We start from the raw sequence: 23,215 nt of genomic DNA on the forward strand, positions 1-23,215 counted from the left end.
CAGCCTTTCACGGCCCGGCGGGGGAACCAAACCCGATCAGGCCTCGGAGGGACGGACCTGAAGCGGCGCCAGCACGGCGGCCAGCTCGCACCACACCACCTTGCCGCTCTCGCTCGGGGAGATGCCCCAGCCGGCGGACAGCAGCCGGACCACGTGCAGCCCCCAGCCGCTGGCCGGGCCGGGCTCACGGGGCTCGGGCAGTTCGGTGCCCGAGTCACTCACTTCGATCCGTATCCGCGCGGGGGTGCCCCGCAGGCGCAGGGCGGGCGATCCGTCTCCGTGCACGAGCGCGTTGGTCACCAACTCCGACACCACCAGCAGAACGTCCTCGTAACGTCCCTGGTAATCACACTCGTCCATGACCCGGCGGGCCAGGCCGCGCGCCACCGTGATGCTGTTCATCTCCTTGGGCAAGCGCGTGTCCACCAGGTACGGCTCCGCCTCCTTACTCACCACGCATCTACTTTCGGGGAGGTGGCCAGCAGTCACGAGACGCAACCGCGCCATGTGCACTGATACATGTGTGGGAAGCGGTCTAGTGCGTTTGCGTCAATCCAGCAGTCCGTCCCTGCGCGCGAACGCCACGGCCTCGAGCTTGGAACGCGCACCCAGCTTCTCCAGGACGTGCTGGACGTGGTTGCGGGCCGTGTTGCGGGTCACGCCCATGCGCTCGCTGATCTCGTACGTGCTGGCGCCCTCGGCCAGGAGCAGCAGCGTCTCGCGCTCGCGCGCGGTCAGCGCCGAGCCCACGTGCCCCGCACGGCCGGTGAGCCGGGCGAGCACGCCGGGCAGCAGACCGGGCGCGAACACCACCCCGCCGGCCGCGACCTCGCGCACCGCCGACTCCAGATCGCCCAGCCGGGACGACTTCACCACCAGTCCCGCTCCGCCTGCCGCCACCACCCGGGCCGCCACGGAGGCCGTCGCCTCGGCGGTGAGCACCAGCACGCGGGCGCGGGGGGCGAGGGCGGAGAGCTGTTCGATGGCCAGGATGCCGTCGCCGTCGGGCAGGCGGCGGTCGAGCACGACCACGTCGGGCTGGCAGCGGCTGGTGTCGGCCAGGGCGCCGGCGATGCTGCCCGCCTTGGCGACGACGTCGATGTCGGGGGTGCGGGCGAGGGCCATGCCGATGGCCTCGGCGACCATGGCGTGATCTTCCACGAGGACCAGCCTGATCGGAGGGGCGGTCGGCATGGTGTGTGTCCCTTTGGTGTCGCCGCTGCTGTTGCCGTGTTCGCCGCGTTGACGGCTCGGGCACCAGCAGTTTCGCACGTATGGGCACCGCTTGCACACGAAGGGGAACCACCACCTCACCTGCCGTCCATCCCATCGACCGGCCAAGGCCCTTCGGAGGAAGAGGGCGAAGGAAAGGCGCGCGACCGCCCGGACTGAGGTCCCTCGAAGGGAGAGAAGCGGGCGAAAGAGGTGACCGCACCACCGCTCGGGGCCAGGGTCCCTCGAAGGGGGTGAGCGTTGGATGAGGGGAAGTCATTCGAAAACAACGTCAAGGCCAACAAGTGGTGCGGGCATTGGCGGGGTATGCCATTGATAGGGTTGTCCGGAAATGTGCGGATCTGGACGGGTGGGATAGGTGGAGGTCGAACAAACAGCACTGCCGGGGATAGGACTACGACACGATTTCACCACCCGCAAAGGACAGCGGGTAGGCGTCGTCTCCCATCGCACCGGACGCCGTGACCTGGTGATCTACGACAAGGAAGATCCGGACGCGGTCTGCCAGACGGTCAGGCTCAACGACGAGGAAGCCGACGCCCTGGCCGAGCTCCTCGGAGCCCCCCGCATCGTGGCGCGGCTCAACCAGTTGCACCAGCAGGTCGAGGGCCTGGTCAGCGTTCAGCTCCCCGTCCCGGCCGGCTCCCCGTACGCGGGCCGTCCCATGGGTGACGCCCGGGTCCGTACGCGTACCAGCGCCTCCATCGTCGCGGTCGTCCGCGGCGGGCAGGTGTTCGCCAGCCCCGGACCGGACTTCGTGTTCGGCATCGGGGACGTGGTGGTCGTCGTGGGCAGCGAGGACACCACAGGCGAGGTCGCCGACATCCTGGCTCACGGTTAGGGCCGCGGGTGCACCATACCGCTGTCATTTTTCTCGAGTTCGGTGCTGTCCTCCTTGGCCTGGGAGTCCTGGGCGCGCTGGCGTTGCGCGCCGGGATCTCCCCCATCCCGCTCTACCTGATCGCCGGGCTGGCGTTCGGCACCGGCGGCGTGCTGCCGCTGGCGACGAGCGACGAGTTCCTCTCGATCGGCGCGGAGCTGGGCGTGGTCCTGCTGCTGCTCACGCTCGGCCTCGAATACAACGCCGACGAGCTGGTCACGAGCCTGACCAGCAACGCCCGCGCGGGCATCGTCGACCTGGTGCTCAACGCCGCCCCCGGCGCCATCTGCGCGTTACTGCTGGGCTGGGGTCCCGTGGCGGCCGTGGCCATGGCCGGCGTCACCTACGCCACCTCGTCGGGGATCACCGCCAAGGTGCTGTCCGACCTGGGGTGGATCGGTAACCGGGAGACGCCGACCGTGCTGTCGCTGCTGGTCTTCGAGGACCTCACGATGGCGGTCTACCTGCCGGTCCTGACGACCATGCTGGCCGGGCTGAGCCTGGTGAGCGGGGCCATCTCGGTGGGCATCGCGCTGCTCACGGTCAGCGTGGTGCTGATCGTGGCGCTGCGCTTCGGGCGCTTCATCGAGGCGTTCGTGTCCAGCCCCAACTCCGAGGTGCTGCTGCTCAAGGTCGTCGGGCTGGCGCTGCTGGTGGCGGGTCTGGCCCAGCAGCTCCAGGTGTCGGCGGCGGTCGGCGCGTTCCTGGTCGGCATCGCGCTGTCCGGGGAACTGGCCGAGGACGCGCAGGCGCTGCTCGCGCCGCTGCGTGACCTGTTCGCGGCGGTGTTCTTCGTCTTCTTCGGCCTGCAGACCGATCCGGCGAAGATCCTGCCGGTGGCGGGCCTGGCGGCGCTGCTCGCCCTGGTCAGCATGATCACCAAGCTTCTGACCGGCGCGTACGCGGCCAGACGGGCGGGCATCGCCAAGGCGGGCCAGGCGCGGGCGGGCATCGCGCTCATCCCGCGCGGCGAGTTCAACATCGTCATCGCCGGGCTGGCGGTCGGCGCGGGCGTTCATCCCGACCTGGGCGCGCTCGCGGCGGCGTACGTGCTGATCCTCGCGGCGTTCGGCCCCCTGGCGGCCAAGCTCGTACAGCCGCTCATCACCGCGATCGCCAAACGCGCCTGAGGCCGTGCGCGAAGGGCGAGCCCGAAAAAGAGAGTCCGTTCCGCTAGTTTGTTCGCATGGCAGAGCGCAAGCACGGCGCCTCCGCGCCTCCCACGGAGAAGACGATCAGGTCCGCCGACTGGGACAGCCTCGAGATCTCCGGCGAGAGCCACCATCGGGTGCTGTTCCAGGACGTGGACATGACCGAGCTGGTCAACCAGGGCTCCTCGTTCGAGGAGTGCCAGTTCAGGAACGTGCGGTTCAACGTGTCGGTGCACGAGGACGCGCGCTTCCTCAACTGCACGTTCTCGCGCTGCTCGTTCTTCGACGCCACGTTCAGGGGGTGCAAGCTGACGGGCAGCATGTTCGACGGCTGCACCTACGGGCTGCTGAAGGTCGAGGGCGGCGACTGGTCCTACGTCGGGCTGCCCGGCGCCGACCTGCGGGGCAGCGCCTTCACCGGGGTCCGGCTGCGCGAGGCCGACCTGACCGGGGTCCGGCTGGAGGGTGCCGGGCTGCGGCGCTCCGACCTGTCGGGGGCGTGGCTGCGCGAGGCCGACCTCACCAGGTGCGACCTGCGCGGCAGTGACCTGAGCACGCTCGATCCGCACACGGTCTCGATCAAGGACGCGGTCATCGACCCGTTCCAGGCGATGGTGGTGGCCGGGGCTCTGGGGTTCGACGTCCGCGAATGACCGCGCTGAGGCAGGCGCGGGTGACCAGGCCCATGCGGGCGCGGGTGACCAGGCCGAGGCGGGCGCGGGTGGCGACGCCGCGCGAGGCGTGAGCCCCGATGCCCGCGAATAAGGGCCATTCCCGGCACGCCCCGCCCGTGCTTCACCCAGTATGTCCGTGTGCGTATCGCTGAACTGACGCCGGCCGAGCAGGCCGTCTCCGCCGCGGTCGCCCGCGGGCAGGAAGTGGACCTGCGCTCGGGCAACCCGGCCCACGACTCCCCCGCCCACGCCGGTTCGTGGGAGCCGGGCCGCAGCGTCCGGGCGGAGGTGCTGGCGGACCTGCTGCTCGCCGAATACGCCGACCCGGCCGACAAACCCGGCCTGCGCCTGGTCGGGGCGCGGATCACGGGCCTGCTCCACCTGGCGTTCGCCGAGATCGACTTCCCGGTCACGTTCCAGGACTGCGCCTTCGACCAGGCCCCCGACCTCTACCAGGCCCGCACCCGTTTCCTCAGCTTCGCCGGCTCCAGGCTGCCGGGCCTGATCGCCTCGAACATCCAGGTCGAGGGGAACCTGCGCCTGACCGGCTGCCACGTCACCGGTGAGCTGCGCCTGCCCAGCGCCCGCGTCAACGGCAACCTCACGCTCAACGGCGCCCACCTCGACAACCCGGACGGCGCGGCCATCAGCGCCGAGCACCTCGACGTCGGCAGCCACCTGCGTGCCCAGGACGGCTTCTCCTGCGACGGCGAGATCATCCTCACCGCGGCCAGGATCGGCGCGGCCGTCAACATCGACGGCGCCCGCCTGCGGGCCCCGCGCGGGATGGCGTTCGGCGGGTCCAACATGGTCATCCAGGTGGGGCTGTTCGCGCGGGCGATGGAGGTCGAGGGCGAGTTCAGCCTGCGCTTCGCCCGGGTCAGCGGGCCGCTCACGCTGCGCGGCTCGCGGCTGCGCAACCCCGGCGCCCTGGCGCTGCGCGGCGGCGGGCTGAACGCAGAAGGGGGCCTGTTCCTCTCGCTGGTCGAGGCCGAGGGCATCATCTGGCTGGAGTCGGCCACCCTGCGCACGCTCTCCCTGGACGGGGCGCGGCTGCGCAGCCCGGGCGGCCTGGCGCTGGCCGGCGACGGCATCGTGGTGGACGGGGCCCTGCACGCCCGCGACGGGATGTCGGCGGAGGGCGAGATCAGCCTGCTGGACGCCTCCGTCACCGGCCCCGTCCACTTCGAGGGCGCCCGGCTGGCCAACCCCGGCGGCGCGGCGCTGTCGGCCAACGGGATCACGGTCGGCAAGGTGCTCAACCTGTGTGAGGGCTTCTCCGCGCAGGGCCGGATCCGGCTGACCAACGCCCAGATCGGCAGCCGTCTGTGCCTCAACGACGCCACGCTGGAGGCGCCGGGCGACGAGGCGCTCAAATGCTGGCGGATGGAGACGCGCGAGCTGGCGCTGCGGACCGCCAAGCCGATCCGGGGCACGGTCGAGCTGCGGCACGCGCGGATCGGGGTGCTGCGCGACGATCCCGAGGTGTGGCCCGACGAGCTGCGCATGGACGGGCTGGCGTACGAGGTGCTGGAGCCCATGCTCCCGGCCGCCAGGAGGCTCGACTGGCTGTGCCGCGAGCCCGACGGCTACCTGCCGAACGCCTACGAGCAGCTCGCCGCGATGTACCGGCGGCTGGGCAGCGACGCCGACGCCCGCGACACGCTCCTGGCCAGCCAGCGGCAGCACCGCGCCGTCCTGCCGGGGTACGCCAGGTTCTGGGGCCACCTCCAGGACGTCACCGTCGGGTACGGCTTCCGCCCCCTGCGCGCGGCCGGCTGGCTGGCGGCGCTGCTGGCCCTGGGGACGCTGGTGTTCACGCTGGTCGAGCCGCCGCCGTTGAAGCGGGGTGAAGCGCCGGAGTTCAACGCGCTCATCTACGCGCTGGACCTGCTGCTGCCGATCATCGACTTCGGGCAGGAGAGGGCGTTCAACCCGGGCGGCGGGACGCAGTGGCTGGCGTACGGGCTGATCGCGGCGGGCTGGGTGCTGGCCACCACGATCGCCGCCGGCCTGACGAGGTCGCTGCGGCGCGCGTGAGGGCCGGGGCTCAGCCGCCGACCGCGCGCAGGGCGCCGGGCAGGCGGCCGGTGAGGCGGTCGAGGGCGGCCGAGGTGGCGGCGTCGGCGGGCAGGTAGACGAGGATGCGCTGCTCGCCGCCGGACACGTCGAGCGCCTCGCGGGCCAGCCGCAGCTCCCCGGCCTGCGGGTGCGCCATGCGCTGGACGGGGGCCATCTGGGGCGGCATGGGCGGCCCGGCCATGCGCCCGGTGAAGGCTTCACCGGCGGCGAACGACAGCTCGTCGATCAGCTCGCCGGCGTAGGGGTCGTCGGTGCCGGCCTCGTATTTGAACGTGGCGGCGTATTCGTCGGCGACCTGGTCCCAGTCGGGGTAGGCGGTGCGGGCCCGCGCGTCGGTGAACAGGTGGTAGAAGAGGTTGGGGCCCTCGCCGTCGAGCAGCCCGATGGGGCCGCAGAGCCGTTCGAACCCGGCGGTGTGGGCGAGCACCTCGCCCACCCGGTTGAGCAGCACGGCGGGCGCGGGCTCGAGCCGGTCGAGCAGCGCGTGCACGGTGGGCCGCACGACGCGGGCGGGCATCTGGCCCGCGGCCGGGCACAGCTCGATGCCGCCGTTGGTCATCTTGGCCAGGTGGCGCAGGTGGATGCGCTCCTCCGGGGTCATGCGCAGCGCCTCGGCGAGCGCGACGAGGACCTGGACCGAGGGGTTGCGGTCGCGGCCCTGCTCCAGCCGGGTCAGGTATTCGACGCTCACCCCGGCCACCGTGGCGAGCTCCGACCTGCGCAGCCCGGGTGTGCGCCGCCTGCTGCCGCCGGGCAGCCCGACCTCGGCGGGCTGCAGGGCCTCGCGGCGGACGCGCAGGTAGGCGCCCAGCTCGTTGTCGCTCACGGCCCCGAGTCTAGGGTCCCGGCGCGGTCCTTATCGTGGCCCTCCCAGGGCCAGTCTCCGCCCGGCCTTCCTCCGCGGGCGGAGATTGGGCAGGTTGGGAGCCATGACGAACATGAGGTCGGCGGTGATCACGGGCGGCGTCCGCAAAACGCGGTTCGTCCCCGCGCTCACCCGGGGGTTCACGGAGCGGGCGCGCACGCGTGGGCTGCCCGGCCTGGACGTCATCGACCTGGCCGGCGCGCCGCTGGACCGGCTCGGCCGGTACAGCGGCGCCCTGCGCGAGGCCCGGCCGACCAGTCCCTATCAGGCTTGAGAGGTTTTGTGATGCGTTACCGACTGCTGGGCCGTACCGGGCTCAGGGTTTCCGAGATGTTCCTGGGCGCGATGACCTACCACGAGCCGTCCGCCGAGGCGCGGCGCGTCGTCGACCTGTACGCCGAGGCCGGTGGCAACGTCGTGGACACCGCCTCCATGTACGGCGACAGCGAGAGCGTGGTCGGCGAGCTCCTGGAGGGCCGCCGTGACCGTTTCGTCGTGGCTACCAAGTACACCCCCACCCGCGACCGCACCGACCTGAACGCGGCCGGGAACCACCGCAAGAACCTGACGCTGTCGCTGGAGCGGAGCCTGCGGCGCCTGCGTACCGACTACATCGACCTGTTCTGGGTGCACGTCTGGGACCGGCATACGCCGATCGAGGAGACGATGCGCGCCATGGACGACGCGGTCCGCGCGGGCAAGGTGCTCTACACCGGGATGTCCGACGCGCCCGCGTGGGTGGTCAGCGGGGCCAACACGCTGGCGGAGTGGCGCGGGTGGACGCCGTTCGCGGGGTTGCAGGTGCCCTACAGCCTGCTGCAGCGGGACGCGGAGCGGGAGCTGCTGCCGATGGCGCGGGCGTACGGGATCAGCGTGGCGGCGTGGGGGGTGCTCGCGCGCGGCGTGCTGTCCGGCCGGTACGCCCAGCCGGGCGCGGCGGCCTCGCGGGTGTCGCCCGACGCGATCTCCGAGCGGGACCGGACGGTGGTCCGGGCCGTGCTGGAGGTGGCCGGCGAGCTGGGCGTCACGGCCTCGCAGGTGTCGCTCGCGTGGGCGTTGCGGCGCGGGGTGCATCCGATCATCGGGGCGAGCAGCGCCGAGCAGCTCAAGGACAACCTGGGGGCCTCGGCGGTGGAGCTGCCGGAGGAGGCGATGCGGCGGCTGGAGTCGGCGGTGGAGTTCGAGCTGGGCTTTCCCGGCGACTTCGTCGGGGAGGTCGACCGCAGCCCCGACATCTACGGCGACGACCTCCACCGCCTGGACGGCCGCTGACGGAAGGCGGGGCCGCGCGCGGTCAGCACAGCGCCATGGCGGTCTGCCACAGTCCGGGCAGCGCCGTCAGGACCAGGTCCCCCCGGTGGCGGCGGTCGGCGAAGGTCTCCGCGCCCAGGTCGGCGAGCAGTTCGAGCAGGCCGTCCTCGTAGCCGCTCTCCCCGGCCGCCGCCCGTTTGGCCAGGGCGCGCGCGTACGTGGCGACCAGCCAGAAGACGGCCTCGCGGTGCAGCCCCTGCCGGACGAGCTCGCGGGTGCCGTCGATGGCGACGGGCCGCGCCACCTCGGTGATGTCCGAGGCGAACCGGTACGACGGCGCCCGTACCGGCGCGGCGGCGTCGAACACCCGCTCCAGCGCCGCCAGGTGCCACTCCACCCGGGCGGCGTCGAGGTGGCGGCAGCCGAGCAGGTCGAGCAGGTTCTCGTAGTGGTCCAGCCGCCCGTGCTCGGCGAGCAGCTCCCGGACGTCGGCGTAGCGCCGGCGGACGGTGGGGTTGCGCAGCGCGGCCACCAGCAGCACGTGCGCGGTCACCCCGGTGCCGAACAGCCAGGAGTTGACCTGGTCGGGCAGCGGCGCGGACTCGTCCATGCCGTTGATCCAGCCGCGGACCCGGTCCATGGCGTTGGTGCAGCGCGCCAGGATCCAGGGCCGCTCGGCGAAGTCGCGGGCGACCACGCGCTGCAGCTCGCCCAGCCGCCCGGAGGGGTCGGCGAGCACACCGGGCAGGTGGAGGCTGCCGGCCAGGTGGTAGTCGCTGAGCACCTCGTGCGGTGAGCCGAGCCCGGAGATCGCGGAGACCTCGAGGAGCGTCCCTTCGTAGAGGAACTTCCCGAGGTGCGCGGCCGGGCCGGCGATCAGCGTGACGTCCACGTCGGAGGTCGGGGGCAGCTCGTCGCCCGGGTCGGCCCACAGTGCCGACCCGGTCAGGAACGCCCCGTCGAACCCGGGCAGCGCGGCGCCCTCCTCGAGCACCCACTTGCGCGCGAGCTGTCTGGCCTGCTCAATCCGCATTCACGTCCTCCCGGTCCGAGCCGCGGCGCGACGTCCTGAGCAGGACGAACGCACCCAGCACGACGAGCACGGCCAGCCCGCCCCAGATCCAGCCGGGGATGCCCGCCGCCGCCACGGTCCGCTCCCCGGCCGCCTGCGAGGGCTCCGCCGCCCCCGTGGCCGGTCCGGTGGGCGCACTGGACGCGCTGCCCGCCGTGCTCCCCTCGCCGGAGGGCGAGGGAGAAGCTGATCCTTTCACGCGGAAGGGGATTTCGCCCTCAATGGGATGACCGTCAGAGGACACGACACGCCAGGCGATCACGTACGAACCCGGCGTGAGCGGCTGAGCGATCTCCGCGAACACCTTGGGCCCGGCGAGTCGCGGCTTGCCGAGGGAGACCTCCTTGCCGGCCTCGTCGTGCAGCACGACGAACGGGAACTTGACGCTCGCGGTGTATTCGAGCTCGATCTTCTCCACGGAGGAGACCTGGGCGTTCTTGGCGGGTGAGCTGCTCTTGAGCGTGTCGTGCGCGTAGGCGGGCAGAGCTGGAAAAGTCAGGAAAAGGGCGCAGGCGAACGCCGCCCCCAGGACGTGTCGCGGCGAGAAAGCCATGATGGGTCTCCAGAATGATCTTCCGGACGACCGGGCCCGCGGCGCCGGCGTCCGGACACAGGCAGGGCTATGGGGAAAAGGAGCACACGCGCGGCGTCAGTGACGCGCCGCGACGGGCGGGCCCCGCCTGCTGATCGTGCGGGAGACGAGCCTTCCCGCGTACGCGGGGACGTCGTACGTCGCCGGGCGCCACGCCGGCGGCCCGGCGATCTCCCCGGCGGGGGCCGCGACCAGCAGCCGCAGGACCGGGCGCGGCGCGGCGTACAGGCGGATCATCAGCCACAGCGCGCACTCGCCGCGGTGCAGCCACCACGCCGTCAGCCCCGCCACCGTGAGGTGGACCAGCACCATGCCGGGAGCGGGATGCCCGTGCGCCTGCTCGGGCCCGCCGCCGGGGGCCAGCCGCTCGAAGAGCTGGTGCAGCACCATCTGGGTGCTCACCGTCGCCACCAGCACGGCCGCCGGGCCGCGCTCGCGCCCGTCGATCAGGTAGGCCAGCCCCAGCGCCGCCAGCACCCCGCCCAGGCAGACCCCGAACGGCACCATGGCCCCGCCGGCCAGCGCGTGCCCGACCGCGGACACCGCGCCGCACACCGTCGCGAACACCACGGCCCGCGCCAGGCGCAGCACCGCGGCGGCCACCGGCGGGGCGGCGCACCGGGTGGCACGTAGCGCGAAGGACACAGCCGCCATCCTTACACATGGTTCGCCCGGTCCCGGAGGTTCACAACCCGCTCGCAGGGGCAGCGGACCGCGATGGACACCGCCTTCAGCGCTGGCCCGGACCTGGAACGGCTGGTCCGCCAGGAGCTAACGGACGCGGGCTTCACCATCGAGCCGTCCCTGATGTCCGCCGACGGCGGGCTCGGCGTCTGGCACGATCCCACGCGGGGTGTGGTCATCACCTGGGACACCGCCGCCGACCAACTGGTCAAGTACGCCACCATCCGCGAAGCGGTGCAGTTGGCGCTGAGAACGATCCTGGCCGAGGCCGGTCATCAGTTCAGGGAGGACTTCGGCGGCCTGGAGCTGATCGTCACGTCCTGACCTCGCGCAGCGGCCGGCCCACCTCGTGCAGGTGGCGCAGCGCCTGGCCCCACGACTCGAACAGGCCGCACTCAACGTAGTCGACGCCGAGCGACTCGCAGTATTCGCGCACGATGGGCTGCGCCCTGCGCAGGTTGGCCGTGGGCATGCTGGGGAACAGGTGGTGCTCGATCTGGAAGTTGAGGCCGCCGAGCGCGGTGTTGACGAAACGGCCGCCGCGCACGTTCCTGGAGGTCAGCACCTGGCGGCGGAGGAAGTCCAGCTCGTCCTCGGCGGTGAGCACCGGCATGCCCTTGTGGTTGGGCGCGAACGTGCACCCGAGGTAGACGCCGTAGCAGGCCTGGTGGACGGCGACGAACAGCAGGGCCATCGGCAGGGGCAGCACGAGCAGGACCGCGCCGAGGTAGAGCACGACGTGCGCCGTCAGGAGCAGCCCTTCGAGCCCCCGGCTCTTGAGCGAGGCGCGGCGCAGCGCGCGGAAGCTCGACACCTTCAGGTTGAGCCCCTCGAGCGTGAGCAGGGGAAAGAACAGGTACGCCTGCCGCCGGCCGATGAACCGGGCGATCCCCCGGCTGTGCTCGGCCTGCTTCTCCGACCAGACGAGGATGTCGGGCGAGACGTCGGGGTCGTGGTCCTCATGGTTGGGGTTGGCGTGGTGGCGGGTGTGCTTGTCCATCCACCAGCCGTAGCTGAGCCCGACGGCCAGGTTGCCGGCCAGCAGCCCGGCCGCTCTGCTCGTGCGCCGCGACCGGGAGATCTGCCCGTGCGCCAGGTCGTGGGCCAGCAGGGTGACCTGGGCGAACGCCACCGCCAGCAGCACCGCGACGGGAAGTTGCCACCAGGAGTCGCCGATCATGGCGAAGGCCGCCCAGCTTCCCGCGAACAGGGCGGCCACCAGCGTGATCCTGGCCACGTAGTAGCCGGGCCGCTTGTCCAGCAGGCCCTCCTGAGCGACGCGGCGTGACAGCTTCGCGAAGTCGCTCCCCCGTTCCCGTGCGCGGGGCGTGTCCACCACAGTCAAGATTTCCTCCGATGCCGACGAGGCGTTCGTGTCGTCTCATCAGCATCGCGAGGCGCCGGCGTGTCCGGACCCCCGCTGTCACCCTGGTTCCCGGTAGTGCAGGCCCTACCATGGGAACGGAAACGACTCCCCCGCCGCCTGGGGATCGGTCCGGCCCAGCGCACTCAGCGTTGCAGGGGGCGACCTCACCTGTCGGAATGGCGGGCGGCGGGGGCGCCGGCTCACGTGAGCTGCAGGACCGGCATGCGCGCCGGAGCCGCGGCCTCACCGTGGACGTGCAGGTCCGGGCGGAAGGCCGCGAGATACGCCTCCCGGTCGCGGAAGGTCGCGGCCAGGGCGTCCCCGTAGTCGATGAGCTGCCGGTGCGCGTGCCGGCGCGGCTCGTAGCGGGCGGTCAGCAGCCGGTCGAGCAGTTCGGCGTCGTCCCCGGCCGCGCAGATGACGTCGGCCAGGATCTCGGCGTCGTGCAGCGTGTAGCTCATGCCCATGCCCGTCATCGGGTGGCAGGCGAACGCGGCCGAGCCCAGCAGGGCGGCGTTGCCCTTGTGGTAGGCCCCCACCCGCAGCGAGGAGACCTTGATCCGCTGCCAGGTGGCGGGGTGCAGGGAGTCGAAGGCGTCGGGGCTGTCGGTGACGAACTTCTTCAGCTCGTCGAGCAGCGCGGGGACGCCGTCCTGGAAGATCTCCTTGTCGTCTTCGGGGGGTAAGCCGACGAACACCCTGGCCTGGTCCCTGTTGAGCGGGTAGAGGTAGGTGAGCCAGCCGTCGGAGCTGAAGTAGAGCCGGTTGAGCTCGGCGACGCTGGCGGTCAGCGGCACGGTGGCCACCCGCATCAGCAGCCGCTCGTACGGCATCGTCTGCTGCTCGATGCCGAGCGCCTGGCGTACGGCGGACTTGGTGCCGTCGGCGCCGATCACGACGCCGGCCCGCAGCCGCCGGCCGTCGCTGAGCGTCAGCTCCTCCACCTGGCGGCCCACGGGGCCGTCGCCGAAGGCGATGTCATCGATGCTCGCGTCGAACCGGAACTCGACGCCCTCCATCACGCAGGAGGTGTAGATGAGCTCGACGAGCTCCCGGTAGGGGCGGATGAGGAAGCCGCCGTCGGGGAAGCGGCACTCCTTGATGGGTTCGCCATCGTGGTAGTAGCGGATGAGGTCGCGCCTGAGGCCGTGGCGGCCGACGAGGCCCGCCAGTCCGTGCCGGGCGAGCACTCGCAGCCCAGGGGGCTTGAGGAAGTCGGCACCCGCGCTCGGGACCGAGGGTCCCTGCTCGATGACGACGACGTGCCGGCCGCGGCGGCCCAGCAGTAAGGCCAGGAAGCAGCCGCCGAGCCCGGCGCCGACGATGGCTACGTCGCACGATGAGGTTGCCATGACGAGAGCCCTTTCGAATGGTTGAACTAGTTCGTATGCCCGCGGGTTCCGGCGAGCGGACCAGGTTCGGCCGTCCGCTGCCGCGGGATAGGGTCCGTGGGGGGTGTGCGGGTCTCGACTGGCAGGAGCGCATCGGCCTCCGCCGCCACCGTGGCGAGGGTCATGCGCAGCTCGAGCAGCAGCCGGCGCGGCACTTTGATCATGACGTCACCCGGGTCCGGCCGCTGCCGGGTGATCTTGGTGAGGGCCAGTGCGCCGATCAGCACCGAGATGGCCACGCAGAGCGCGAGCGCTCCGGCCAGGCCGGCGAAGGGGCCGGTCATGAACGGGTGGTCGATCACGACCGACACGACCGCGATGCCGACGGCACCGCCGACCATGCGCGCCATGGTGGCCGCGCCGACGGCGGAGGCGTACTGGTGGGGGCGGGCGGCCAGGGTGGTGGCGACGGAGGTGCCGGGCGCGAGCGCGCCCACGCCGATGCCGACCACGACGCTGGCGATCAGGCCCCACACGGTGGGACCCGCCTGCGTCAGCACGAGCACGCACGCGCCGCCGCAGAGCAGGGAGCCGGCGTAGATGAGCCCGTACGCGCCGACCCGTTTCACGATGCGCCCGGCCAGGAAGCTCGTGATGACGACGGCCACCGACGTGGGGGTCAGCCACATGGCCACTTCGAGCATGGGGTAGCCGAGGTGGAGCAGGTAGAGGGGCTGGACGGTCAGCAGCCCGTACGACAGAGCGCCGAAGCCCCAGGTGGCCAGCCAGCCCCAGACGAACCGGGGACGCCGCCACAGGGCCAGGTCGATCGCGGGCAGCCGGTGATGCCTGGCCTGCGCCAGCGCGCCACCGAGCAGGGCCAGGGCGGCCAGCCCGAGCCACACCACGTCCATCCCCCAGGCCATGGCCTTGGAGATGGCCAGGACGACCACGGCGATGCCGGCGGCCAGCAGCCAGGCTCCGAGCACGTCGGGCACGCCCTTGGCGGCGGAGCGCCGGCCCGGCGGGAGCGCGACGCAGGCGATCAGGAGCGCGATGCCGATGATGACGTCGGGCACGAACAGGGACCGCCAGCCGACGGTGGCGGCCAGCCAGCCGCCGCCCGCCTGCATGAGCAGGCAGCCGAGCCCGGAGGCGGAACTCCACAGCGCGATCGCGCCGCGGCGCTGCGACTCCGGCAGCTCCCCGAGCAGCAGTCCGAGGCTGGCCGGGATCATCGCCGCGGCACCGGCGCCCTGGACGGCCCGTGCGGCCAGCACGGACGACCAGGACTCCACGGTGACGGTGGCGATCCCGCCCAGCACGAACACCACGAGACCGACCGCCAGCACCCGGCGGCGGCCGAACAGGTCGGCCCAGCGCCCCGCGGTGGCCAGCAGCGCCGCGATCGGGATGAACGCCGCGCTGGTCAGCCAGACGAGGTCACCGAGCGGCATGCCGGTGCCCGCGGGGGTGTACCGCAGGACCCCGACCGCCAGTGTGGTGGCCGTGGTATCTGCCATCACCGTCAACATGACGCCCGCGCCGACCAGCCGCAACATCACTCCGTGACGGCGGTCCACGCCGGTCGAGCCCGTCCCCCGGACGGCCGCTGGTGACGAACGCACGTGTTGCCTCCTCGAGAACCTCTGGATGGTCTCCGCCGGGGGCACACTCCGGCTGTGCGAACGGCGGAGCCGGTGGGGGTGTTTCAGGCGCCGTACCGGCCGGGCGAGAGCAGGCCGTCCGGGTCGAGCGCGGTCTTGAGCCGGTGGAGCATGCCGAGACCGGCCGTGCTGGTCTCCGACCACACGTCGGCGGCGGCGTGGTCGATGTCGGAGCGGTAGATGGCGCAGCCGTGCCCGCGCAGCAGGCAGTTGCCGTCGTTGCGGAGCTGGTGGGCCCGGTACGCCGCCTCGGGCGCGCCGCGTTCGAAGAAGATCTGGATGACGCCGTTGGCCAGGTGCCTGCTGACGAGGTTCCACTCGACCATGAGCGCGGTGGTGTGCGCGTCCACGGCCGTCTGCAGGGCGGCCAGGATGTGCTCGGTCCTGCGTGCGTGCATGGGGAGTAGCGGGAGCAGCGCCAGGAAGCCCATCGCGCCCTCGTCGATCTGGTCGCACGAGGTCACGCCGAGCGCGTTGTGCACGCCGCGGCAGGTGGGGATGCCCTGCGCCATGAGCGCCCTGGGGTAGAGCGGATCGTCGGGCCCGACCTCGGCCGCGTCCATCACGCGCAGCGCCTCGGCGCCCTCGACCTCGATGAGCGCCTTGCGCAGGAGTTCCTCGGCCAGCTCGACGGTGGCGTCGCTGCCCATGAGCGGGCCCAGGATGGTGAACAGGCTCGGGTCGACGCCCGCGGGCAGCGTCCAGTCGCCTTCGCCGGGGGTGAGCGAGAGTTCGCGCACCCGCAGCAGCCCTTCGGCCGGGTTACCCCGGCGCAGGAACCCGGTGATCGCCCCGAGCGTGACGCCTACCTGGTCGCGGCCCAGGCGGCCGTGCACGAGTGCGACCGTCTGCGGGCGCGGCACCAGAGCCACGGCCATGGCGGTGACGATGCCCAGGTTGTGCTGGACGAAGGCGGCCGTCAGGTCGGGCCCGGCGACCCGGCCGTGATAGCGCCCCGCCGGGTCGAGCCCGCCGGTGGTGATGACGCTCCCGTCGGCCAGCACGGCCTCGATCCCGGCCACGTCGTGCACCCGGGAGCGGATGCAGCCGTCGCCGCGGTCGAGGGCGTTGCCGACCACGGAGGTGTCGGCGCACGAGGCGGTGACGTTCAGCATCCACGGGGTGTCGCGCAGCACGGCGGCGAGCTGCCGCTGGGTCACGCCCGGCTCGATGACGGCGAAGCCGGCCTCCAGGTCGAGGCTGCGCACCCGGTTCATGCCGCTGAGGTCGACGACCAGGTTGTCGTCCGTGACCGGCATGCCGGAGCCCATGCCCCAGTTCCTGCCGGTGCTGATCGGGTACAGCAGAAGCTTGTCCGTCATGGCCCGTCGTACGAGTGCGCGTACCTCGTCCAGGCTGCGCGGGCTCTCCACGCCCGTCACGGAACGCGGCTGGTGCCCGCCGACGTCCCGCGACTTCAGCTCCACTCGCGATAGTCCCTGCATGATTCTCCTCACCAGGTCTAGGCGGTGTGCTGGAGCAGGTCGTCGATGGAACCGATGGCCTGGTTGGACATTTCCCTGATCCCGAGCAGGCGCCGCTCGACGTACTCGTCTGGTTCGGTGGGTTCGGTGGATTCGGCGGGCGGGATCGCGGCGGGGAGGTCGAGCGTGCCGCGCGGCGGCGACTGGACGGGGATCTCGTGCAGGCCGTACGGGTGGCGCCGGACATGGTCGGTGTCTCGGTGCTCGCGCCTGGTTCGGGCGGGAAGATGCGGGGGGGTTCGCATGACGGGAGCTCTCCTACCGGACTCGTATGGGGTTTTCCGGGCGACCGCTCGCCGTTGAGCGGGTCGAGGTCAGCGCGCGCCCTCCTCGATGCCGTTGTGTTCGGCTCGTGGAGTGACGGCCGCGGGGGTGGCCCGTGGCACGCCGTGGTTGATGACGCTCGCGGCGATGCGGCGCTCCGCCAGCCCCATGTGGGGACGGCCGGCACCGTGCGGACTCGGCCTCGTCGTGACCGAGCCGCGGATCATTGAGCTGGCGTGCACCCATCGGTGCGACTCCACCAGCACCTCGCGCTGCGCGCGGCGCAGGTCCGTGTGCCGCGCGTAGTGCTCGCAGACGGCCCGCGCCAGCACCCGTGCCATGACGAGGTGCTCTTCGCAGGCGCCCGCGACCTTCGCCTCCAGGCCGACGACCTGGGCGAGAAGCAGTTGCAGGTGCGGCAGGCCGGAGGCCCGCTCGAACCCGCCGAGTTCGGCCAGCCGCTCGGGCCAGCGCAGCCGCCGCTCGATCGCGGCGCACACGTCCGCGACGAGCATCGCCGGGGGCTGACCGGCGAGCTTGTCGTCCGGGCTGAGGCCGTCGACCTGCACGGCCCGTTGCGCGGTCGGCTCGAAGTCGGCGAGCCGGCGCAGCCCGCTCTGCAGCAGGCGTACGCGGTTGTGCAGGCAGGCGGCGCTCCAGCCGAGGACCAGCAGGCGGTCCGCGTCGGCCTCGCAGTGCCAGCCGACCAGCGCCACCTCCCGGGCCATGCGGTGGTAGAGGACCCATGACTCGTGCGCGCCGACCGGCATGGGGGTGTCGATCCACACCTGCAGGCCGCCCGGAGGGAGTTCGCCGACACCGACGTCCACACCCTCGGGCGCCACCCTGGCGCAGATCCGCTCGACGACCCGCTGCTGGGCTGCCGTCTCCGGCGCCATGGGCACCGGCCCCGGCAGCACTCGCTCTGGGGCCACTCTCGCCCTCGGCTCGATGCTCATCTTGGGCCACCTCCCGACCCTCGGTCTCTGCGACCGACGTAAATTGACACTTAATAGTGCCGTCCTGATCGTCGTAAGACGGCGGTTTTCTGTCAACTGTCACTTAACGAGAAGAGTATGGTTGCTCCGCCGAGAAACGATCACACGCCGTGAACGCGCGACTTCCCGCAGGTGAATACGGCGTTACGGGAGATCGATGATCTAGCATCCGTACGGTGCGGTGATCGTGGAGGACAGGCGAGGAGCAAGCCCGTGACGGTGCACAGAGCCGTGGTCGCGGCCATGTCGGTGGCCGCCGGACTGCCCGCGCCGGCCGGTCCGGCGCAGGCCGGAGCCGGTTACTGCCTGCTACCGGATCACTCCCAGCAGTCCGCTCAGACCGGGGCTTACCTGATCGATACTGCTTCCTCACTAGACTGGATTCATCCCAATCCGCCGCCGCCCGCGCCCGAACCGAGCGACTCCGAACGGCTGGAGTTCGCCGGATTCCCGAACGTGTCGGTCCTCGACGTGATCGGCCGCGGCGGCGCCCCGGCACAGAAGGTGATCACCACCTTCACCACCAACGTGGACAAGGTCGTCACCCTGACCAACTCCGCGGCGGTGTCGGCGGACGGCGGGCTCACCTTCGGCCCGGCGAACCAGACGCCGCTGCGCGAGTCACCCATCGAACTGCTCGACGGCCGGTATTTCGCCACGGAGTACTACCCGGACCGGACCGGGCCGCACACGGCGCGGCTGGGCGTGCTCACCTCGTCCTCGCTGGACGACGAGGAGGGCTGGGTACGCTCGGAGGCCACCCTGACCACGCCGGGAGACCTGCTGCAGGGCGGCGCGACGCACGGGGTGCCGGTCCAGCTCGCCGACGGCACGATCCTCATCACGCTGTACGCCCGCTACAGCGACACGGGGACGTACCAGGCCGAGGTGTACGCCAGCGAGGACGGCGGCCGCACCTTCGCCCGCCGCGGCGTGATCGCCGGGCCGTCGGACGGGTTCGTCCACAACGAGGCGGCCCTGGCGCAGACGCTGGACGGCAGCCTGCTGGCGGTGCTGCGCCGCGACGGCGGCCAGTACTCGACCCTGCACCAGAGCCGCTCCATCGACGGCGGCCACACCTGGTCCCCGGTGCGCGAGGTGCGGTTCACCGGCCAGGACTGCGTGGTGCGCGGCGTGGCGCCGCGGCTGCTGCTGACCCCCGGCGGCCTGCTCGTCCTGAGCGCGGGGCGCCCGGACAACTGGATGGCGGTCTCGCCCGACGGGCTCGGTGAGGAGTGGCTGGAGCCGCGGGTGACCTACCACAATCGCGACGGCATCTGGGACACGCACGGCTCCTCCGGCTACACCGGCCTGGCGGCCGTCGGCCCGCACCGGCTCATCCAGGTGTTCGACAGTTGCAAGCTGCCGGGGGTGCGGCCAAACGGGCTGCTCGACGAGACGGCGTGCCCGGCGCACGGCCGGTTCGAGCACGGCGGCTGGTACGCGGTCAAACGCCTGCTGTTCACCGTGGCCGCGCCCGGCGCCGGCCGGCGGCTGGACCTGGCGGAGCTGCATCGGCGCGGCGACCTAGAGATCGATACCACCATGCGCTGGTCGAGCCCCTACCGCCCGAGGGCGCGCCCCGGCGGGGCCATCGACGGCAGCACCGGCTACTGGTCCGGCGCCGTCGCCGCCGGCCGCGGCCGGTACGTGCTGCACCTGAACCGGTCCTACCCGCTGCGCCGCATCGGCCTCAGCCTGCGCCCGGGGCATCCGGCCGACGCCCGCGTGTACGTCTCCGAGGACGGCCGCTCCTGGGGCGACCCGGTCGTCACGATCACCGGCAGGACCGACTACGCCCTGCGCTACGACGAGATCGGCCACACGGCCCGCCATGTCAAGATCGTCACCGAGCCGGTGGCCGGCTGCGACCCGGAAATAGGCCGGGCGTGCAGCATGCTGAACGAGGTCGAGCTCTATTCCTGAAAACCCGGCGACATTCCCGAACGGCCGGCGAACCCGAACGGAGACCTTTTCCGCCGGTCGCCGGCCACCGTCGGAGCCGGAAATCCATGCCGGAAATCCAAAAGGCGCCCGCGGAGGCTCGGCGATGCCGCCTCCGCGTGACGCCTTTTCGTTTTCCCGGGCGCGGCGCCGTCCTCTCCCGTTCGTTTCCCGGGCGCGGCGTCGTCTTCTCCCGGCGTGGTGCCTTTCGTTTCCCGGCGCGGATCCTCACCGCTCCGGCGGAAGGTCGTCGTCGCGGCCCAGCAGGCCGTCGTCCCTGGTCGTGCCCTCTTCGTCGACCTCCAGGTGCTCCTTGCGGACCTGTCCCTCGACGGTCTCCTCGCGCTGGATGTCCTGCTTGTGGACGTGGATGCGCTCGACGGGCCGGGTCTCCTTGCCGACGACCGGGCGCTCCTCGTGCAGGATCATCTGCCGGTCTTCCTCGCCGATCTCGTACGACCCCGTCGCCTCCCCGTCGCGGATGGGCTCGCGCTCGATCACGACCTCTTCGTGCGAGAGCGGGATCCGCTCCTGGACGTTCTCGGTCTCGACGTACTTGTGCAGGCGTACCCGGCCGGTCTCCCTGCTCTCCTTGCCGATGTGGAGCCGCTCTTCCGACACGGTCATGTCGATGTCGCGCTCGTCGGCGAGGTCGCCGGTGAAGTCGCCGGCTCGGTCGCCCATGCGGTCGCCCATTCGATCGCCGGTGAGGCCGCCGGTGAGGTCGTCGCGCGTGTCCCCGGTCAGGCCGGTCGGCCGGTCCTCCCCGGTGAGCGGGGCTCCCATGCGCGGCTCGGTGCGCTGCTGCGGGATGCCGGTCGGCTGCATGCCGTAGTAGCGGTAGAGGTCGGCCTCCTCGCGCAGGGACAGGCGGCCGTCCACGTCGATGGTGGGAGCCCCCTTGATCGTCTCCTTGTCGAAGGGGACCCGGATCTCATCCCCCGAGCGGCGGGTGTTGGCCAGCGGCACGAAGGTCTGCTTCATCCCGAAGAACCCCGTGCGGACGGTCACCCACTCCGGCTCGCCCGTACGATCGTTGAGGTAAACCTGGCCCACCTTGCCGATCGGTTGCCCGTCCGACCCCGTCACATGGCAGTCGAGCAGGTGCCGGATCTCTGTCTGCATAGCCACGACGATCCCCCCGATGCGATTTCGTCCTGGTTCAAATAGGACAAATACCCCATATCACCGCAACGCCACATCGGGGCTAACCAGATTTCGGGAAAATCACTCGCCCTGGGCGCGCCGCAACGCCGACAAATGCTCCTGCAACGACGGCGCGGCCGTCTTCGCCAGCGCCACCACAGCCGGCGAGGAGCCGGTGGATATCTCCTTCTTGGTGGCGGCGATCGCCTCCTTGTGCGCCTTGATCATGCCGCCCAGGAAATCCTGGTCGAAGTCCTGGCCGGTCGCGTTCTCCAGGCGCAGGAGCTCGGTGCGCTGGCCGGCGGTGGGCGAGGTGGGCAGCGTGACGCCGAGCTGCGTGGCCGTCTGCGTGACCTTGGTGTCGAGCTTGGTGTGGTCCTTGACGAGCATCTCGCCGACCGCCTTGATCTGCTTGGTGACACCTTTGTTCCGCGCCAGCCGCCCGGCCTGGACCTCGGCCAGGTTCCCCTGGTGGATGGCCGCCAGCCAGGCCTTGTCCTGCTCGGACGGCTGCGCGTCGGTATGGGGCGCGAGCGCCGCGGCGTCCGGCGGCGCCTCGGCGGCACAGCCGGGAAGGACGGCGAGGGCCGCGGCGGCGAACGACAGGGCCAGATATGTACGCATACGTCTTCCTATGACAAGATGACAGGGATTCACTACAGAGCGTAACCGTCAACCGGATGCCCGCCCGGCATTCGGGGCCCCGTGTCCGGGAAAGTCCGGCCGGGGGCGGGTCACCTTCGTCGCTCTCAGGCCGTCATCGATAATGACCAGGACGTTCGGTGACCAAGGAGAGCCCGCCCTCATGCCCCACCCCACCCCGCGCACCCCGCACCAGCGCAAGCAGGACACCCTCGACCGCCTCGAGCACGACGTGGACGCCTGGGTGGCCACGGCCGGCGAGGGCGGGGAGCCCTACATGGTGCCGCTGTCGTTCCTCTGGGACGGCGCCGGCCTGCTGATCTCCACGGCCAGCGCCAGCCCGACCGCCCGCAACCTGCTGGCCAACGGCCGGGTGCGGGTGGGGGTCGGCCTGGTGCGCGACGTCGTGCTCGTCGAGGGGACCGCGCGGGCGACGCCCGCCGATGAGATCCCGGCGGAGGTGGGCGACGCGTTCGCGGCGAAGGCCGGCTTCGACCCGCGCAAGTCGGCCGATCCCTACCACTACTTCCACATCACGCCGCGCCGGCTGCAGGCGTGGCGGGAGGCGGACGAGCTGGCCGGGCGCGACCTGATCCGCGACGGCGAGTGGACGGTCAGCTGAGACTCACCACCAGCGTGGTGTGGCGCTTGCCGATGACGACGGCCCCGTCGCGGACCGGGACGGGGCCGGTGTACGCCTCCACCCTCAGATCGCCCGCCTCGGGACGGCCGGCCTCCTCCCAGGCCCTGACGTGCGCGCTCAGCTCACCGGCCAGCCTGCGGCCGTCGGGGCCGTGGCCGCGTACGACCACCCCGTTGTCCGCCCCGCCGTCAGCCCCGCCGTCAGCCCCGCCGTCAGCCCCGCCGCCCGGCCTGCCGTCCATGGCGAGGACGGCGATGCTGCCGCGCTCGGCGATGCCCGCGGTGGCGCCGTAGCCGGCGCCGAGCTTGCCGGTCACGACGCACCAGCGGGGCTCGTGCAGCGCCAGCCACAGCGACACGCCCATGCCGAGCACCAGCGGCGACACCGGCTCCCGGACGGGCACGGCGACCTCCACCGGCTCGGTGTCGAGCGCGGCGGCCACGTCGCCGAGCTCGCGCGGCGCGGGCAGGGCCAGCATCAGGTCCGGATCCCGGCGCAGCACCATGAGGAGCTCGGTCCCGGCGAACGGCCCGCGCATCCGCATGAACCCGCACGGCGCCACCGACCGGCCGACCCAGCGATCGCCGTCCCGCTCCATGGCCACCGACACCTGGACGCCGCGCAGGTCGAGCGGCACCACCAGCCGCCCGCCGGGCCCGAGCTGCGCCAGCCACGCCGGAGCCAGGTCCCACACCCCGACGGTGGCGACCAGCCGGTCGTACGGCGCCAGGCCCGGCCACCCGAGGCCCCCGTCCGCGCACACCACCTCGACCGGCGGCGACCCGGCGGCGGTCAGGTGCCCCCTGGCCTCCGCCACGATGTCCGCGTCGATGTCCACGCTGACCACGCGCCCGCCGGGCCCGGCCAGGCGCGCGAGCAGCGCCGCGTTGTAGCCGGTGCCCGCGCCGATCTCCAGCACCCGGTGCCCGGGCTCCACGCCGAGCTGGTCGAGCATGATGGCCATGATCGCGGGCTGCGAGGAGGAGCTGATCGGCCGTCCCTCGGCGTCGCGCCGGGTGACGATGGGCTCGTCGCGGTAGGCGCTCTCGGGCTCGACGCCGGGCACGAAAAGGTGGCGCGGCACCGCGAGCATGGCCGCGGCCACGGGCTCGCTGATGTCCTGACGCTCCCTGAGCTGCGCCACCATGGCCTGCCTCTGCGTCGCGAAGTCCATGCGGCCCATTGTGCAAAATAAATCGCGCAGAAGGGTTGAGCGCGAAATGAGCGGGCAGGGCAGGCAATTCCT

General features: G+C 71.9%; 24 protein-coding genes. 9 read left to right on the forward strand and 15 right to left on the reverse strand.

Features of this window, described 5'->3' with window-relative positions; genetic code table 11:
* Positions 1 to 36 precede the first annotated feature (36 nt).
* Positions 37 to 453 (reverse strand): ATP-binding protein, encoded by a 417-nt coding sequence (locus AB0I15_RS54675; RefSeq protein ID WP_358115642.1) that lies wholly within the window; start codon positions 451 to 453, stop codon positions 37 to 39.
* Between the two features lie 96 nt (positions 454 to 549).
* Entirely contained in the window at positions 550 to 1,194 is a 645-nt protein-coding gene (locus AB0I15_RS54680) for a response regulator transcription factor (RefSeq protein WP_358115644.1), read from the reverse strand.
* A gap of 508 nt (positions 1,195 to 1,702) precedes the next feature.
* On the opposite strand from AB0I15_RS54680, the gene AB0I15_RS54685 reads away from it, so the two are divergent.
* The 4 genes from AB0I15_RS54685 to AB0I15_RS54700 all read left to right on the forward strand — a co-directional run bounded on the left by AB0I15_RS54685 (position 1,703) and on the right by AB0I15_RS54700 (position 5,978).
* Positions 1,703 to 2,074, forward strand: a complete 372-nt coding sequence (locus AB0I15_RS54685; RefSeq protein WP_358115647.1) for a TrkA C-terminal domain-containing protein — start codon at positions 1,703 to 1,705, stop codon at positions 2,072 to 2,074.
* Between the two features lie 8 nt (positions 2,075 to 2,082).
* A complete protein-coding gene (locus AB0I15_RS54690) occupies positions 2,083 to 3,243 on the forward strand; it encodes a cation:proton antiporter (protein WP_358115649.1) in 1,161 nt (386 codons plus the stop codon).
* A gap of 56 nt (positions 3,244 to 3,299) precedes the next feature.
* Entirely contained in the window at positions 3,300 to 3,917 is a 618-nt protein-coding gene (locus AB0I15_RS54695) for a pentapeptide repeat-containing protein (protein ID WP_358115651.1), read from the forward strand.
* A 159-nt stretch (positions 3,918 to 4,076) separates the two neighbouring features.
* Positions 4,077 to 5,978 (forward strand): hypothetical protein, encoded by a 1,902-nt coding sequence (locus AB0I15_RS54700; protein ID WP_358115654.1) that lies wholly within the window; start codon positions 4,077 to 4,079, stop codon positions 5,976 to 5,978.
* 10 nt (positions 5,979 to 5,988) lie between these two features.
* On the opposite strand, the gene AB0I15_RS54705 is transcribed toward AB0I15_RS54700, so the two are convergent.
* Complete coding sequence (locus AB0I15_RS54705; RefSeq protein WP_358115657.1) at positions 5,989 to 6,846, reverse strand: helix-turn-helix transcriptional regulator; 858 nt, start codon at positions 6,844 to 6,846, stop codon at positions 5,989 to 5,991.
* Positions 6,847 to 6,949: 103 nt separating this feature from the next.
* Here AB0I15_RS54705 and AB0I15_RS54710 point away from each other — a divergent pair, with 103 nt between their 5' ends.
* Together AB0I15_RS54710 and AB0I15_RS54715 are read left to right on the forward strand one after the other, a co-directional pair.
* Entirely contained in the window at positions 6,950 to 7,159 is a 210-nt protein-coding gene (locus AB0I15_RS54710; RefSeq protein ID WP_358115660.1) for a hypothetical protein, read from the forward strand.
* Between the two features lie 11 nt (positions 7,160 to 7,170).
* Positions 7,171 to 8,157 carry an aldo/keto reductase gene (locus AB0I15_RS54715; protein WP_358115662.1) on the forward strand — a complete coding sequence of 329 codons (987 nt, stop codon included), beginning with the start codon at positions 7,171 to 7,173 and terminating at the stop codon, positions 8,155 to 8,157.
* Between the two features lie 22 nt (positions 8,158 to 8,179).
* Here the strand turns inward: AB0I15_RS54715 and AB0I15_RS54720 are convergent, their stop codons facing one another.
* The 3 genes from AB0I15_RS54720 to AB0I15_RS54730 form a co-directional block, all read right to left on the reverse strand.
* Positions 8,180 to 9,169 carry a hypothetical protein gene (locus AB0I15_RS54720; RefSeq protein WP_358115665.1) on the reverse strand — a complete coding sequence of 330 codons (990 nt, stop codon included), beginning with the start codon at positions 9,167 to 9,169 and terminating at the stop codon, positions 8,180 to 8,182.
* Entirely contained in the window at positions 9,159 to 9,761 is a 603-nt protein-coding gene (locus AB0I15_RS54725; protein WP_358115667.1) for a copper resistance protein CopC, read from the reverse strand. The genes AB0I15_RS54720 and AB0I15_RS54725 overlap by 11 nt, the downstream gene beginning before the upstream one ends.
* Before the next feature lie 96 nt (positions 9,762 to 9,857).
* Positions 9,858 to 10,454 (reverse strand): hypothetical protein, encoded by a 597-nt coding sequence (locus AB0I15_RS54730; RefSeq protein WP_358115669.1) that lies wholly within the window; start codon positions 10,452 to 10,454, stop codon positions 9,858 to 9,860.
* Between the two features lie 63 nt (positions 10,455 to 10,517).
* Between AB0I15_RS54730 and AB0I15_RS54735 the strand changes: the two genes are divergently transcribed.
* Positions 10,518 to 10,808 carry a hypothetical protein gene (locus tag AB0I15_RS54735; RefSeq protein WP_358115671.1) on the forward strand — a complete coding sequence of 97 codons (291 nt, stop codon included), beginning with the start codon at positions 10,518 to 10,520 and terminating at the stop codon, positions 10,806 to 10,808.
* On the opposite strand, the gene AB0I15_RS54740 is transcribed toward AB0I15_RS54735, so the two are convergent.
* The 6 genes from AB0I15_RS54740 to AB0I15_RS54765 all read right to left on the reverse strand — a co-directional run bounded on the left by AB0I15_RS54740 (position 10,798) and on the right by AB0I15_RS54765 (position 17,555).
* Positions 10,798 to 11,829, reverse strand: coding sequence for an acyl-CoA desaturase (locus AB0I15_RS54740; protein WP_358115673.1), 1,032 nt, complete (start codon positions 11,827 to 11,829; stop codon positions 10,798 to 10,800). The genes AB0I15_RS54735 and AB0I15_RS54740 overlap by 11 nt on opposite strands.
* Positions 11,830 to 12,050: 221 nt before the next feature.
* Complete coding sequence (locus AB0I15_RS54745; RefSeq protein WP_358115676.1) at positions 12,051 to 13,202, reverse strand: FAD-dependent monooxygenase; 1,152 nt, start codon at positions 13,200 to 13,202, stop codon at positions 12,051 to 12,053.
* Between the two features lie 26 nt (positions 13,203 to 13,228).
* Positions 13,229 to 14,809, reverse strand: a complete 1,581-nt coding sequence (locus AB0I15_RS54750) for an MFS transporter (protein ID WP_358115678.1) — start codon at positions 14,807 to 14,809, stop codon at positions 13,229 to 13,231.
* 83 nt (positions 14,810 to 14,892) lie between these two features.
* Complete coding sequence (locus tag AB0I15_RS54755; RefSeq protein ID WP_358115681.1) at positions 14,893 to 16,293, reverse strand: FAD-binding oxidoreductase; 1,401 nt, start codon at positions 16,291 to 16,293, stop codon at positions 14,893 to 14,895.
* Between the two features lie 17 nt (positions 16,294 to 16,310).
* On the reverse strand, positions 16,311 to 16,577 hold the full coding sequence (locus AB0I15_RS54760; protein WP_358115684.1) for a hypothetical protein: 267 nt from the start codon (positions 16,575 to 16,577) through the stop codon (positions 16,311 to 16,313).
* A 69-nt stretch (positions 16,578 to 16,646) separates the two neighbouring features.
* On the reverse strand, positions 16,647 to 17,555 hold the full coding sequence (locus AB0I15_RS54765; RefSeq protein WP_358115687.1) for a hypothetical protein: 909 nt from the start codon (positions 17,553 to 17,555) through the stop codon (positions 16,647 to 16,649).
* 252 nt (positions 17,556 to 17,807) lie between these two features.
* On the opposite strand from AB0I15_RS54765, the gene AB0I15_RS54770 reads away from it, so the two are divergent.
* On the forward strand, positions 17,808 to 19,520 hold the full coding sequence (locus AB0I15_RS54770; RefSeq protein ID WP_358115690.1) for an exo-alpha-sialidase: 1,713 nt from the start codon (positions 17,808 to 17,810) through the stop codon (positions 19,518 to 19,520).
* 246 nt (positions 19,521 to 19,766) lie between these two features.
* On the opposite strand, the gene AB0I15_RS54775 is transcribed toward AB0I15_RS54770, so the two are convergent.
* The gene (locus AB0I15_RS54775; protein ID WP_358115693.1) at positions 19,767 to 20,663 is read right to left on the reverse strand and encodes a PRC and DUF2382 domain-containing protein; all 897 of its coding nucleotides are present in this window, start codon (positions 20,661 to 20,663) and stop codon (positions 19,767 to 19,769) included.
* Positions 20,664 to 20,765: 102 nt separating this feature from the next.
* On the reverse strand, positions 20,766 to 21,308 hold the full coding sequence (locus AB0I15_RS54780) for a DUF4142 domain-containing protein (protein WP_358115696.1): 543 nt from the start codon (positions 21,306 to 21,308) through the stop codon (positions 20,766 to 20,768).
* A 181-nt stretch (positions 21,309 to 21,489) separates the two neighbouring features.
* On the opposite strand from AB0I15_RS54780, the gene AB0I15_RS54785 reads away from it, so the two are divergent.
* Positions 21,490 to 21,948 (forward strand): pyridoxamine 5'-phosphate oxidase family protein, encoded by a 459-nt coding sequence (locus AB0I15_RS54785; RefSeq protein ID WP_358115699.1) that lies wholly within the window; start codon positions 21,490 to 21,492, stop codon positions 21,946 to 21,948.
* Here the strand turns inward: AB0I15_RS54785 and fxlM are convergent.
* The gene (gene fxlM / locus AB0I15_RS54790) at positions 21,941 to 23,143 is read right to left on the reverse strand and encodes a methyltransferase, FxLD system (protein WP_358115702.1); all 1,203 of its coding nucleotides are present in this window, start codon (positions 23,141 to 23,143) and stop codon (positions 21,941 to 21,943) included. The genes AB0I15_RS54785 and fxlM overlap by 8 nt on opposite strands.
* Positions 23,144 to 23,215: the final 72 nt, after the last annotated feature.

It is taken from the genome of Nonomuraea sp. NPDC050643 (assembly GCF_040654715.1).
Taxonomy (GTDB): domain Bacteria; phylum Actinomycetota; class Actinomycetes; order Streptosporangiales; family Streptosporangiaceae; genus Nonomuraea.

Bases quoted from the DNA above. Each gene is read 5' to 3' on its own strand.
- fxlM (WP_358115702.1), bottom strand. From the start codon at position 23,143: ATGGACTTCGCGACGCAGAGGCAGGCCATGGTGGCGCAGCTCAGGGAG.
- AB0I15_RS54775 (WP_358115693.1), bottom strand. From the start codon at position 20,663: ATGCAGACAGAGATCCGGCACCTGCTCGACTGCCATGTGACGGGGTCG.
- AB0I15_RS54730 (WP_358115669.1), bottom strand. From the start codon at position 10,454: ATGGCGGCTGTGTCCTTCGCGCTACGTGCCACCCGGTGCGCCGCCCCG.
- AB0I15_RS54760 (WP_358115684.1), bottom strand. From the start codon at position 16,577: ATGCGAACCCCCCCGCATCTTCCCGCCCGAACCAGGCGCGAGCACCGA.
- AB0I15_RS54780 (WP_358115696.1), bottom strand. From the start codon at position 21,308: ATGCGTACATATCTGGCCCTGTCGTTCGCCGCCGCGGCCCTCGCCGTC.
- AB0I15_RS54755 (WP_358115681.1), bottom strand. From the start codon at position 16,293: ATGCAGGGACTATCGCGAGTGGAGCTGAAGTCGCGGGACGTCGGCGGG.
- AB0I15_RS54765 (WP_358115687.1), bottom strand. From the start codon at position 17,555: ATGAGCATCGAGCCGAGGGCGAGAGTGGCCCCAGAGCGAGTGCTGCCG.
- AB0I15_RS54735 (WP_358115671.1), top strand. From the start codon at position 10,518: ATGGACACCGCCTTCAGCGCTGGCCCGGACCTGGAACGGCTGGTCCGC.
- AB0I15_RS54725 (WP_358115667.1), bottom strand. From the start codon at position 9,761: ATGGCTTTCTCGCCGCGACACGTCCTGGGGGCGGCGTTCGCCTGCGCC.
- AB0I15_RS54710 (WP_358115660.1), top strand. From the start codon at position 6,950: ATGACGAACATGAGGTCGGCGGTGATCACGGGCGGCGTCCGCAAAACG.
- AB0I15_RS54745 (WP_358115676.1), bottom strand. From the start codon at position 13,202: ATGGCAACCTCATCGTGCGACGTAGCCATCGTCGGCGCCGGGCTCGGC.
- AB0I15_RS54785 (WP_358115699.1), top strand. From the start codon at position 21,490: ATGCCCCACCCCACCCCGCGCACCCCGCACCAGCGCAAGCAGGACACC.
- AB0I15_RS54715 (WP_358115662.1), top strand. From the start codon at position 7,171: ATGCGTTACCGACTGCTGGGCCGTACCGGGCTCAGGGTTTCCGAGATG.
- AB0I15_RS54720 (WP_358115665.1), bottom strand. From the start codon at position 9,169: ATGCGGATTGAGCAGGCCAGACAGCTCGCGCGCAAGTGGGTGCTCGAG.
- AB0I15_RS54680 (WP_358115644.1), bottom strand. From the start codon at position 1,194: ATGCCGACCGCCCCTCCGATCAGGCTGGTCCTCGTGGAAGATCACGCC.
- AB0I15_RS54695 (WP_358115651.1), top strand. From the start codon at position 3,300: ATGGCAGAGCGCAAGCACGGCGCCTCCGCGCCTCCCACGGAGAAGACG.